Source organism: Paraburkholderia atlantica (assembly GCF_009362785.1).
Classification (GTDB): domain Bacteria; phylum Pseudomonadota; class Gammaproteobacteria; order Burkholderiales; family Burkholderiaceae; genus Paraburkholderia; species Paraburkholderia atlantica.
This window is the reverse complement of record NZ_WHNQ01000034.1, coordinates 68222-80992: the sequence shown is the minus strand read 5'-3', so window position 1 is coordinate 80992 and position 12771 is coordinate 68222. Positions and strand designations below refer to the sequence as shown.

Genomic DNA, 12771 nt, shown 5'->3' with positions numbered 1-12771 from the left:
CCACACCACCGCCGCCACCGACGCCGCGACCAGCGCGGCCACTCCCAGCGCGGCCGCAAAACCCGCCGCGAAGCTCGCCTGCGCGGCCGTCGTCAGCGCCGTCCGTAGCGCGGGCGCCAGCGACGCGGTGGCCTGCGCGATGTCGCCCGCCATCACGCGCGACATGAAACCGGCGTCGAGCGCGGCGCGCACGGCGGGCGTCAGCGGCGTGGCCGCGTCGAACGCCGAGCGCGCGTGCGCGGCCAGCACCGCGCCGAGCACGCCGACCGACATGACGATCGCGGTAAAACGCGTCGTCGTGCTGATACCCGAGGCCATGCCGGTCCGCTCCGGCGGCACGCACGCCATGATCGCCTTCTGGGTGTCGCCGTTCAGTACGCCGGCGCCGAGTCCGGTCACGATCATGCCGACCGCGACCCACGCGTAGCGAGCGCCGCCGGCCACGAGGGCGGTCAGCAGATTGCCGAGCGCGATCAGCAGCAGGCCCGCGCTCAGCAGCAGCATCGGCGGAATCCATCTGCCGAGCGCCGCGCCGATGTACGGCCCCACGACCATCGCGAGCGCGAACGGCAGCATGCCGATGCCGGCGGCCACCGCCGACAGCCCGAACGCGTTCTGCAGATAAAGCGGCAGGAACGTCATCATCACTTGCGCGCACGCGGCGTAGCCGAACATCGCGAGCACCGCGGCGACGAAACGAGGCTGACGAAACAGCGCGAGATCGACCATCGGATGCGCGCGGCGCCGCTGCAGCTGCACGAATGCGCCGCCAAGCAGCGCGCAGACCGCTAGCCTCGAGCCTGTAGCCCAGCTCGCGAAACCGTGCGACGGCGCGTCGATCAAGGCCCAGATGCCGCTTGCGAGCGCGAGGCCGAACAGCAGGCTGCCCGCGCCATCGAGCGGACCGCGCGCGGGGTTGCGCGACTCGGCGAGCTCGCGTGACGCGCACCAGCCGAGCACGCCGCACACCGGCAGATTGAGCAGAAAGATCCAGCGCCAGCCGAGCCATTGCGTGATCACGCCGCCGACCAGCGGCGCGATCGTCGTCGCGATGCCCATGCAGGTGCCCCACACGGCCCACGCGCGCACGCGGGCCGGGCCCTCGTGAAAAGTGTTGGCGATGACCGCGAGCGCGGCCGTCAGCAGCATCGCGGCGCCCACGCCTTTGACCGCGCGCGCGACGTTCAACGCCAGCGCCGACGTCGCGAGCCCGCACCCGAGCGACGCCAGGCTGAACACCGCGAGCCCGACGAGCAGCATGCGTTTGCGGCCCACGCGATCGGCGAGCGCGCCCGCGGACAGCAGGCACGACGCGAACGCGACCATGTAGGCGCTGACGACCCATTCGACATCGGCGAAGCTCGCGTGGAACGAGCGCGCGATCGACGGCAGCGACACCGCGACGACATTGGTATCGAGCACGATCAGCGAGCAGGTGGCCGACGCGATGGCCAGCACGACAGCGGGACGGGCGGCGGGAGCCGGCGTTGCCGCCGGATGGCGGCTGGGGAGAAATGACATTGGGGCGACGCGCTGCAACGCGAAGGACGGGGCGGAAGTGACGTCATCGTAGCGGGCGCACTATTGCATGTCATTCACCTAAAATCACAGAATAATTAGCAATCGGGTCAATACAGAAAAACATGCGACAACTTGAACTGCGTCATATCCGTGCCTTCGTGTGCGTCGCTCAACAGCTGCATTTCGCGCGCGCCGCCGAGGAGCTCGGCATCGCTGCGCCATCGCTGACGCGACTGATCCAGGAGACCGAACGCCTGCTCGGCGTGCGGCTCTTTTATCGGACGAAGCGTTCGGTCGCGTTGAGCGCGGCGGGCAGCGCCTATCTCACCGAAGCGCTGGTGGCACTGGATCATCTGGAGCGCGCCGCACAGCGCGCGTTGCTCGCCGGACGCGGCGAGGTGGGACGCATCGAAATCGGCTACGTGGCGTCGGCCGCTTATGCGGGTGTGTTGCAGAAGGCAGTCGGCGGCTTTCGCGGCGCGCATGCGGGCGTCGAGGTATCGATCCGCGAGGTGCCGATGGACGCGGTCGCCGCGATGCTCGGCGACGGACTGCTCGACGCAGCCTACGTGCGTCCGCCGATGCCGCTCGCAACCGGCATTCAGGCCACGACCGTGCATCGCGACCGCTTCGTGCTCGCGCTGCCTGCCGAGTCGCCGCTCGCCGCCTCGGCCAGCGTGCGCCCCGCGCAACTGCGCGAGCAGTGTTTCGTGCTGCCTGAGCAGGAGTCGGGCACCTTCGAGGTCGCGCGGCGCGGGCGCTTCTCACCGCGGCTCGGGCCGCGTCCGGGTACGCTCGCGGCGGTACTCGCCTGTGTGTCGCTCGGCGGCTATGTGTCGGTCGTGCCGCATACGCTCGCCGATTGCATCGCGCTGCCGGGCGTCGTCTACCGCGACATCGCCGGTCAGCCGATCGCGTCCGAAATCGCGCTCGCGTTTCGTCAGCACGAGCGCGCGCCAGCCGTGAAGGCGTTCCTGCGCTTCGCGCGCGGTGGTAACAACTGAGGCTGACAACGGCGCCATTATTTGCCGCCCTCGATCGCCATCGCGCGACCGATCTCGGCATCCATCACACGGCGGTTGAAACTCGCGATCGCCCTTCACGAGCGGATCAGTTTCACCAGTTCCGCGATCTGCCTCGCGCAGCTTCGCCGCGCCTCTTCCTCGACGTCCCGATATAGACGGATGATGGATTCGCCGACCGGCGTCAGCGTGCAGCCGCCGCCGCTCTGACCGCCCTGCTCCGATTGCGTGGCCGGCGACTTCAGCGAGCGGTTCAGCTCGTCGATCAACAGCCACGCACGCCGGTACGACATGTCGAGACTACGCGCCGCGGCCGAGATCGAACCATATTCGCGCACCGCCTCGAGCAGATCGACTTTGCCTGGCCCGAGTGCGACCGCATCGCCAGTGCGGATGCGCATTCTGAAGCGCACTTCGGGACGCGTCCGGGTGGACTTCGTCGCCGCAGCGGCTCTGGTTTTAGCGGGTTTTGCGGTGTCGGCCATGCGCGCAAGCATATACGAACGGTTTCCCGCCGCCTCCTCGGAGGGGCGCTTCAAGGCTGCCCTGGAAAGCAGTACCCGTAGTCCTCGCAGCCCGGGCAACCCGGCGCGGGTCCCGGCTCCAGACCCAACGAGATCGCGCATTGCGCGGCGAGGAATTTCTTCCAGCGCAGGTTATCGACGTTGCGCTCGACGAGCGTCGGAAAGTAGCGCGTGAGCATCCACGTCACGTCATCGCGGCCCGCGAGGCCAAGGTCGCGCCATAGATGATCCGGACGCAAACACGCATGGGCGATGATCGTCGCGAGGCAATGCGCGTCGTCGGGATGGACGGTGCTGCTCGCGTTCGCGACGAGCAGCGTGTGCAGTGCGTGGACGAAGTTCGCGTGTTCGCTGGGGACTACCGGAAGCGGCAACGCCGGAATGCGCGCCCGAACGAAGTGCCTCGCTAGCAGCGCGCGCCATGCGTCCGCTTGCAGGCCGAGCAACGCGAGCTCGTTGCGGGCGTCGCGCGCGGCGATCAGTTTGGCGAACAGACGCGTGTCGGCGTCCCCGGGTTCGGTGGCCTCGCGTAGCCACGCACGCATGCAGCCGGTCATCAATGGATCGTCGGGCATGGCGGGATCAAACTTCCTCCGCATAGGCGCGGCCTCGAATCTCGGCCAGCGACGTATCGACCAGCAAGCGGCCCGCCTCGAATACCGTCTCGAGCACTTCGTCCCACTCGCCCGCCACCGTGCGCTCGTCCCACACGATCGGCAACGTGACCGTCCGGTACTCGCCGCTGCCGCGATGGCGCAGCAACGTGAGCCGGCCTTTTTTCGAGCGCTTGCCGTGATCCGTGACCGGGTCCTTCGACACATCGTGCCACGTGTCGCCCAGTCGAATCGCGGAGCACTTCATCGCGAAGCGCTGCGTATCGCGATTGATCTGCTGCAACAACGCGCCGCCCATGCCGAACACGATGTTGTCGGCGGCGAAGCCGGCCTCGTCCATCGCGGCGAGAATCGCGGAGATCGAATCCGGGTTCACCTCGTCACCCTGGATCACGCGTACATGGTCGAGCACGCGCCGCCCCTTGCTGTTCGTCTGCGAGCCGAACGACGCCTCCAGCGAGCGCAGCGTGTACAGCACGATCGTGCACGGATCGCCGGAGTCCGGACGAATCACCAGCGTGCCGCCGGAATCGAGCACGGCCTGCTTCAGCTCGCCGCCCCATGCGTTCAGCGCGGCGAACAGATCGTAAGAGTCGGACACCACCGAAACGATCGAGCCCGGCTTGCCGAAGCGGGCGATCATGTTGCGATACGCGTCGATTTCGCGCTCGCGGCCCCACGCCGTGATCGTGCTGTGCTCGGCCGCCGGCACCGAGAACGCGGCCATACTGTCGTGGTAGTAGTGATTCGCCGCCACCACGCCGAGCACCGTATCCGAGCCCATGAAGCTGACCAGATGCGCCGCGCCGCCGATCGCCGCCGACTCCGCGCTGGACACGCCGCGCGCACCGAAATCGTGCAGCTTGAACGACAGCTGCGAGAGATCGTCGCTGCTTTTCAGCAGAGCTGCGCGGATCGTCTGACGCAGATGCCAGCTTTGCGTCGCGACCGTGATCGGATACCACACGCGCATCAGCATCGTCTCCAGATACGACGCGAGCCAGAACACGTGCGGATCGTCGCATTCGACGGTGACGAGCACGTTGTGCGTCGGCACGACGGAGCCTTCGGGCACCGCGCGAATCCGCACCGGCAGATAGCCGCCGTATTGCTGCACGACGTAGCGCCAGCCCGCTTCGTTGAACGGCTCGCCGTGCGCGCCGAAGAACACGCGCGCCTGGTCGATCATCGCGCCGGTGACCGGCCGGCACAGGTATTCCTTCAGCAGCATCTGCAGGCCGAAAAACAGCGTGCGCTCGTAACGTCCGCCGCGCGATTCGATGTACGAGAACATGGCCGTCGCGTCGGGCGGATATTGCAGAAAGTGCGATGCCTTGTACGAATCCGTATTCAGAATCGGATTGGACAGGATCGACGCAAGGTCGCTGAAACCCTGCGCGTTTTGCATGGACGGTGCTGCGTTCACCTGATTTTCTCGCTGGAGTGACCGGACGGCGCGAGCCTCGGCGACGCTTTCGAAACTCTGACGCCGCCGCTCTACCTATCAGAATAGGCGGGCGGATGACCCTGTATCTCACCTTACTACGGTATGCGCGTTAGCGCTCGTCGTCGGCCTAGACCCCTGGCTTTAATTGCGGCGGCAGATTCGGCCACGTCGCGAGGAGCCGGCCGAGCATGCTTCTACGGCGCTCGGCACCCGCCGGCCACAGCATGTTCGCGAGCAGGACGATGCCTTGCGCGAGCCCGCTGTCGCGCGCGCACGCGACCAGCGGCACGCCGAGGCTCAGCGCTTCGTCGACGTGCTGATCGTCGCGCGGCAGTTGATGGGCGACCCTCGCGTCGAGCGTGCGTTCGAGCATCGGCAGATTGATCTGCGCGTCCTTGTCGTACTGGTTAACGACGACCCGCACCTTGCTGGCCGGATGCCCCAGCTCGCGAAAGATATCGAGCATGCGGCGCGCGCCATGCAGGTACAGCGGGTTCTGCCGCACCACCATGCAGATCGCGTCGCTATGCGCGAGCGCGCGGATCGTCAACGGGTTCAGGCTCGGGCCGACGTCGATCAGCACCGCGTCGTAACGCCCGCGCACCAACGTCAGAATCCGCTCGAGTTGGCCGGGCAACAGTTCGGCGGCCTTCAGCGGATCGCCGGCACCGGCTAGCAGATCGAGGTTCGGACGCACGTGCATCGCGCATGCGTCGAACAGCGCCGCGTCGAGGTGCTCATTGCGCGAGCACAGATCGGCGAGCGTCATCGGCGGCGGGCGATTCGCCATCAGCAGGCTCGCGTCGGCGAATTGCTGGCTCAGGTCGATCAGCAGCACGCGCCGCTCACGCCGCGCGGCGAGCGCGCACGCGAGGTTGACCGCGATCAGCGTGGTGCCGCTGCCGCCCTTGCTCGACGCCAGCGTGACCACGCGCGCGCGGCGCCGCTGGGGCGCGCGACGCCGCGCTTCGATCTGCGCGAGCGCATCGGCGACGGCCTGTGCGTCGAGCGGCCACGACAGCACCTGCCGCACGCCGATGCGCAGCGCCGCGCCGATCAGCGCGCTGGACGGCGCCGGCGTCACCAGCATGCAGTGGAGTGTCGGTGCGCTGGCGAGCGCTTGCTGGATGCCGTCGAGTCCGCGGACGTCCAGTTGCGCGTCGTCGACGATCAGCAGGTCGGCTCCGCGGAACATGCGTGCGTGGATCGGCAGTTGCCGGGCCGAACCGTATGCGGTGTGCAGCCGATAACGCACGCCGCTCTGTTCGAGCCGCACGACGATGCGCTGCGCGTTATCAATGCTCGCGGCAATCAGGAAGATGTCGATCATGGCAGCTCTGCGGCGCTTGGCGCGTCATGCGCTGGTTTTTATTCAAGTCGTCTGTTCACGATTGACGACGCAGGCTTCGGCGCGAACTCCTTACCGCGGCGCTCCTCCGTGAAAACCATGAGCCGGCAAACGGTGCTATCGAATTCCTGTACGGCCGTCGCGAGCCGGCATCGAGCGGCAAGCGTCAAACGTCGTCTTCATCTTCGTCGCGCCGATGCGCCGCGTTGCGATGAGCGCGCACCGGCATCTCGTACAGCGCGTCGCGCAGCACCGCGCGGCGGAGCTCGGCCTGGGCGCGGCGCTCGAGCGTCTCGGCGACGACGAGCGCCAGCAGATCGACCGACGACCCCGCCGCCTGCGCGAAAAAGCGCGCGCGCGACGCCGCGACATACCGCCGGTAAGTGCGCCCCGTTCCGTCCGAAGCGGCCAGCCTGCGAATCAGTTGTGGTTTCATGACAGCCCCCGATGTCGATCGGATTTGCGCCAGGTCACGCCGCTTCGTCGCAACGCCCCGGCCGTCGGGCCAGGTTGCCGTGCCCGTGCCAACCCACGGACACGGCCCCTGGTTCACCTCGTACATTCGTCTCTCTGTGGAGACGATGGCCTCTCTCCCCGCTTCATCGCGCCGGCCGGTCCTGATCCGGCGCTGCCCCTTCCCTTTGCGGCGCGTCGCTCGCGAATGTTGCCAGCGCGTTGCCTGTCGTTATCGCCATCCTTTTCGCGTCGTCAGGACAAAAAAGTCGAAAAGGAAAAACGGCGAAGTCGATGCCCTTTTTTCGTCCGGTTTTGAATGGCCGTCATACCGGTCCGCCATTCAACCGTTTTTCTCACGCATTTAATAAGGCCCCGCCGCGCTCCCGCAAACATCTGATGGCTTCCCCGACCGTGCCTGCGAGTGAGCTTTTTACCGCCGGTCTTTTTTAATCCGGTTTTCCCCGTACCGTCGACCTGGCAGCAAAACATTTTTCTGTGCAGACCTTATTGCAACGCTTATGCCAACCCGCGTAACCATCCGTAAGGCCCCCGTCAAAGCTTTACGCTGCGGTGAAATCGGTTTGTTTTCGAACGCGAGGCGAGCCGCCCCGATTTGGGGCGTGGTGCGCATTGATTCGTTTCTGACACGCCAATTCGCCGCGCGCTGGCCGCAAAGCGCGCCCTCCGCTCCGTCCCGCCGGCCTGCTGGCTGGCCGCAGGGCCGGCCACACGCGACTTCGCCGCTCCCTGCGGTTGGAGAAGCACCCCGCCCGGCGCCGCAAAGCGCACTCGACTCGTGCTGTCCGATTTGTCGCAAGTGTGAAACATGGCTGCTCGCGGCTCGTCGATTTTAGTCACGCCTTAATACCAGGGCAATTGCTATGCAATGTGCGATTCCTCGCATATCCGGCCTTGACCGCTTATTCATTAGTGATCCGTGTTAATCGGAAACCAACACGCATTCCCGATCCATGTTTCTTTATCTGGCGCTTTCAGGCGCTTTCGCTTATCGTTAGGCCATGCGCCAATCAGAGCGCTTGTATCAGGTCAACGAGGCAAGCCACGGTTCAAGTGGTTTTCACGATTCGGGGATAAAGTCGCCGGGCAGTTTCAGCAATGAACGACAAGGTCGCCGCCATTGCATGAATGGGTCCGCCATGCAGCGCGTTCCGGTTCGCGCCGCGCTTGCAGTGTCCCTTGTTCGTGATCGCTGCTGCCGTGAATGCGTCGCAGCCGGAGTGCCGTAACTGGCCGCCTGAATCTCACAACGCCGCACAGCAGTCCGAGGATCGAACGGGGGGAACCATGACTACGACTTGCACGCCGGCCGACATGGAACGCACGGTTCTATACGTGGCGAACGCGCCCGACCAGAAACTCGTCGAGTTTCTGGCCGCGTCGGGATGGCAAGCCGTGCACGCAAAAAGCACGGCCGTCGCGGAACGCATGATCGAACGCGGCAATATCAAGGTTGGTCTCGTTCAGTTGCCCGAAGATTGCACGTCCCAGCAGCTGTCCGCGTTCGCGCTGTGCATGCGCCGCGTCGAGACCAACTGGGTCGCGCAGATCGTGCCGGGCCAGGCCGACAACGAACTGGTCAGCCGTTTCATCCTCGATTACTGCTTCGACTTCGTCACGCAGCCGTGGCTCAACGAGCGGCTCGTGTTCGCGCTCGGCCACGCTCATGGGCTGTCGAGCCTGCGTCAGCCTCGCGTCGCGCCGGAGCCGTCGGTCGGCCGTCACGGCATGGTCGGCCAATGCGAGCCGATGCAACAGCTCTACCGGCGCATCGACAAATGCGGCGTGACCGACGCGCCCGTCTTCATCGCGGGTGAATCGGGCACCGGCAAGGAGCTGACCGCTCGTGCTATTCATGACCGCTCGCCGCGCGCGGGCCGCACCTTCGTCGCGATCAATTGCGCGGCGATTCCGCCGAGCCTGTTGCAAGCCGAACTGTTCGGCCACGAGCGCGGCGCGTTTACCGGCGCGCTGCAACGCAAAATCGGCCGCATCGAGAGCGCGCATGAAGGCACGCTGTTTCTCGACGAAATCGGCGACATGCCGCACGAATGCCAGGCGGTGCTGCTGCGCTTCCTGCAGGAAGGCACGATCGAGCGGCTTGGCGGCAACGGTCCGATCAGCGTCGACGTGCGCGTGATCTCGGCGACCCACGTCGACCTGGAGCGCGCCGTCGAAGACGGGCGCTTCCGCTCCGACCTCTATCACCGGCTATGCGTGCTGCGCCTCGTCGAGCCGCCGCTGCGCGAGCGCGGCGGCGACATCAAGCTGCTCGCCAATTACGCGCTCAGCATGTACAAGCAGGACGGCGCGCGCAAGCTGCGCGGACTGTCGAGCGACGCGATCGTCGCGATGTCGAACTATCCGTGGCCCGGCAACGTGCGTGAGCTGATCAACTGCGTGCGTCGCGCGGTCGTGATGAGCGAGGGCCGCTTCATCACCGCGAGCGACCTCGGCCTGCCCGAAGCCGACAACGGCCCCGCGGTCACGCTCGCGGAGATCCGCAGCAAGGCCGAAAAGGATGCGATCGAGAACGCGCTGCTGCGACACGGCTACAAGCTGTCCGATGCGGCCGCCGAACTCGGCATATCGCGCGCGACGCTGTATCGGCTGATGCACGCGAACCGGCTGCATCAGGAGCCGGCCGGACGCGGCGCGAGCAGCGGTCCCGATGCCGGCGACGAAGCCGAGCGCCAGACCTCGTCGGTGGCATAAGCGCGGATTCAAGCGTTTTTTGCAGTGAACGCTTAGCAGCGCACGGTGACGGCGATTGATCGATCCCGACTCACGAGCGCTCTGCTTACACGTAAAGTAATCATCCCGCGCGTTCCCGCGCCACCGCCAGCATTGCCACCCGGCCAGCGGCCTCCTTCCCCTGCGCCGCCCGGCCCGAGGGGGCTTTCGGGGCAGGCTTCCTGCTGACTTCGCGAGGCCTGCCGGCCATCATCGGCTATCCTATCGGCTCAACGCCCCGCCCGGCGAGCGCCGCCCTCGCGGCACTTTCGCCCGTCCGGCGGGCCTCCGCCGCAGGAACTTCAGCCCCCGGGCCCGTGTCCGTCCCGGGTCGCCCCGCTGAAACAGCCCTACGTTCCGGCACAATCTTCCGCCCTTGCTTCATCCCGCTTTACACCCTATGCAAAAATTTCTGCGTATCTGCTTTTTCATTTTTCTGGTCTCCGGCGCGGCGCCCGTGTTCGCCGCCGCGCCGGAGCCTGCCCATCCCTCGTCCGCTTCCGCCGCCGTCACGCTGACACCTCAGCAGGCCCGCGACGCGCTCACCGTCCTGAACGACCCCAAACGCCGCGCGCAGGTCGCCGATACGCTGCAGGCGATCGCCGCGGCCGGCGCGTTGAGCGCGCCGCCCGCTTCCGCGCCGTCGGCTGCGTCAGCGCCGGCCGCCGCAAGCGGCGCAGCCTCGCTCGTACCGGCCGCGTTCAAGAGCAATGGCCTCGCGTCGCAGATCGCGCGCCAGGGCGCACATTACGCCAACTATCTCGCGACCTCGCTGCGCGGCTCGATCGCCGCGCTGCTCGATGTCGCGTCGGTGCGCGCATGGTGGGACTGGCAGTTCGCCAACCCGCACGCGCGCGTGGTGCTGCTCAAGGTGCTGTCGTCGCTGCTGGCCGCGCTGATTCCCGCATTGTTGCTCGAATGGCTGACGCGCCGGCTGCTGCGGCGCGTCTACCGGGCGATTGCTGCGCGCCGCGAAGCCGCGCAGCAGGACGACAACGACACCGCGCCGCCGTCCACGCCTGCCGCAGGCGCCGCGCGGACCGGTCATGCGCCTACCAGCACGCCGCCGCTGCCCGCGAGGTCGTCGGTGCCGCCAGTGCTCGAGGCTGAGGCGCAAGCCGTCGCGACTGGCCCCGCCGCGCCGTACGCGACGCCATCCGAGAAAGGCCGCGTGATCGAAGCCGAAGGCAAGCGCAACGCGACGCACCACTGGACGCTGCTGCAACGTCTGCCGCGCGCATTGCTTATTACGCTGGTTCGTATGATCCCGCTTGCCGTGTTCGTCGCCGCGGCGAGCGCGGTGATTTCGATCGTCACCGACAACGGCACGCCGCAGGACCGCGCGCTCGATTCGCTGATCGACGTTTACGTGGTGTGCCGCTGCGTCGTGATCGTCGGCGCGTTCTTTCTGCAGCCGAGCGCGCCGCGTCTGCGGCTGCTGCGCATGGGCGACGCGTGGGCCGCGTTCATCCTCGGCTGGGTCGTGCGGATCGTCAGCGTGGTCGGCGCCGGCGTCGCGCTAGCCGAGGTCGCGCAGGCGCTCGGCATGAACGACGCCGCGCATCTCGCGCTGCTGAAAGTGGTCGCGCTGGTCGGTCACGTGATGATCTCGATCCTCGTGCTGCGCTGTGCGAAGTCGGTCGCCAACCGGATCCGCAATCGCTTCTCCGCGCACGAGTCGTTGCAGATGTTCGGCAACGCGCTCGCGGACGCGTGGGCCTGGGTCGCCGTGGTCATTGTGATGGGCCTGTGGTTCGTATGGGCCTTCGACGTACAGAACGGCTATCACGCGCTCGTGAATATCGGCGGCATGACGCTCGCGATACTGATCGGCGCACGGCTCGTGTCGATCGTGATCTTCGGTGCGCTCGCGCGCATCTTCCACGTGCAGGACGAGGCGTCGCGCTCGCTCGTGCATCAGCACGCGTACCGCTACTATCCGGCGCTGCGGCGCGTGATCAGCTGGATCATCGGCATCGTCACCGCGTTCGTGCTGTTGCAGGCGTGGGGCGTCGACGTCGTCGATCTGTTCCGCAGCGGCACGATCGGGCACCGGCTCGCCTCGGCGCTCGCGACGATCGCCGTGGCCGCGATCATCGCGCTGGTGGTGTGGGAGGTGGTCAACGTGTCGGCCGAACGCCGCCTCGACAACTGGACCAGCAGCGGCGATCTGGTGCGCGCCGCGCGCCTGCGCACGCTGATGCCGATGCTGCGCAGCGCGCTGTTCTGCGTGATCGCGCTCGTCGTCGTGCTGACGGGGTTGAGCGAACTCGGCGTGAACATCGGGCCGCTGCTCGCGGGCGCGAGCATCTTCGGCGTCGCGCTCGGCTTCGGCTCGCAGAAGCTCGTGCAGGATTTCATCACGGGTATCTTCCTGCTGATGGAAAACGCGATGCAGGTCGGCGACTGGGTCACGCTCGCGGGCGTGTCGGGCACCGTCGAATATCTGTCGATTCGCACCGTGCGTCTGCGCGGCAGCGACGGCTCGCTGTTTACGGTGCCGTTCAGCTCGGTGTCGACCGTGAACAACACGAATCGCGGCATCGGCAACGCGGCGGTGCGCGTGAATATCGTGTTCGGCCAGGACGTCGAGCGCGCGATCGACACGCTGAAGGAAATCGGCACATCGCTGCGCGAGGATGACAAGTTCAAGGACGGCATCCTGGCGGACTTCTCGTTCTGGGGCGTCGATGCGGTCGACGGTTCGGCGATCACGCTGGCCGGCCAGATGCAATGCCGCGATACGTCGCGCTGGGGCGTGCAACGCGAGTTCAACCGGCGCATCCTCGAACGCTTCAGCGAGCTCGGCATCGAGATCGCTAATCCGCAGCGTCAGCTGCTCACGTGGGACCCCGCGAGCAAGGCCAAGGTCGACGCGGGCGTGCCGCGCATCCACCACGGTGGACAGCCGGATAGCGGCGACCACACTCCGCACAAGGGCGACGCGCCGCTCGACGATCAGATCCCCGTCGATCCAAGCCCGGCCGGCGGCCCCGGTACGCCCGCCAATCCGGGCTCGACCTCGCCGCACGCGTGACGTGACGCGTCGCGCGTCGCACGCGTAAAGGTTCGCTAGCGCGGCTCGGCG

Annotated in this window: 9 protein-coding genes; 3 read left to right on the top strand and 6 right to left on the bottom strand. The window is 66.8% G+C overall.

What is annotated here, in order from left to right:
• On the bottom strand, nucleotides 1–1521 hold a 1521-nt coding region (locus tag GCT19_RS32815; protein WP_152854244.1), incomplete at its 3' end, for an MFS transporter.
• 122 nt (nucleotides 1522–1643) lie between these two features.
• Here GCT19_RS32815 and GCT19_RS32810 point away from each other — a divergent pair.
• The gene (locus GCT19_RS32810; protein WP_152854243.1) at nucleotides 1644–2525 is read left to right on the top strand and encodes a LysR family transcriptional regulator; all 882 of its coding nucleotides are present in this window, start codon (nucleotides 1644–1646) and stop codon (nucleotides 2523–2525) included.
• Nucleotides 2526–2620: 95 nt separating this feature from the next.
• Here GCT19_RS32810 and GCT19_RS32805 read toward each other — a convergent pair whose 3' ends face one another.
• The 5 genes from GCT19_RS32805 to GCT19_RS32785 all read right to left on the bottom strand — a co-directional run bounded on the left by GCT19_RS32805 (nucleotide 2621) and on the right by GCT19_RS32785 (nucleotide 6912).
• Nucleotides 2621–3040, bottom strand: a complete 420-nt coding sequence (locus GCT19_RS32805) for a winged helix-turn-helix domain-containing protein (RefSeq protein WP_227717828.1) — start codon at nucleotides 3038–3040, stop codon at nucleotides 2621–2623.
• A 38-nt stretch (nucleotides 3041–3078) separates the two neighbouring features.
• Nucleotides 3079–3642 (bottom strand): nitrogen fixation protein NifQ, encoded by a 564-nt coding sequence (locus GCT19_RS32800; protein ID WP_018438170.1) that lies wholly within the window; start codon nucleotides 3640–3642, stop codon nucleotides 3079–3081.
• A 7-nt stretch (nucleotides 3643–3649) separates the two neighbouring features.
• Nucleotides 3650–5089, bottom strand: coding sequence for a nicotinate phosphoribosyltransferase (locus GCT19_RS32795; protein WP_152854242.1), 1440 nt, complete (start codon nucleotides 5087–5089; stop codon nucleotides 3650–3652).
• A 166-nt stretch (nucleotides 5090–5255) separates the two neighbouring features.
• Entirely contained in the window at nucleotides 5256–6458 is a 1203-nt protein-coding gene (locus GCT19_RS32790; protein WP_152854241.1) for an AAA family ATPase, read from the bottom strand.
• A 184-nt stretch (nucleotides 6459–6642) separates the two neighbouring features.
• Nucleotides 6643–6912: a hypothetical protein gene (locus tag GCT19_RS32785; protein ID WP_152854240.1), complete on the bottom strand. Its 270-nt coding sequence runs from the start codon at nucleotides 6910–6912 to the stop codon at nucleotides 6643–6645.
• 1325 nt (nucleotides 6913–8237) lie between these two features.
• Between GCT19_RS32785 and GCT19_RS32780 the strand changes: the two genes are divergently transcribed.
• Nucleotides 8238–9665 (top strand): sigma-54-dependent transcriptional regulator, encoded by a 1428-nt coding sequence (locus GCT19_RS32780; protein ID WP_152854239.1) that lies wholly within the window; start codon nucleotides 8238–8240, stop codon nucleotides 9663–9665.
• 418 nt (nucleotides 9666–10083) lie between these two features.
• Entirely contained in the window at nucleotides 10084–12720 is a 2637-nt protein-coding gene (locus GCT19_RS32775; protein ID WP_152854238.1) for a mechanosensitive ion channel domain-containing protein, read from the top strand.
• Nucleotides 12721–12771: the final 51 nt, after the last annotated feature.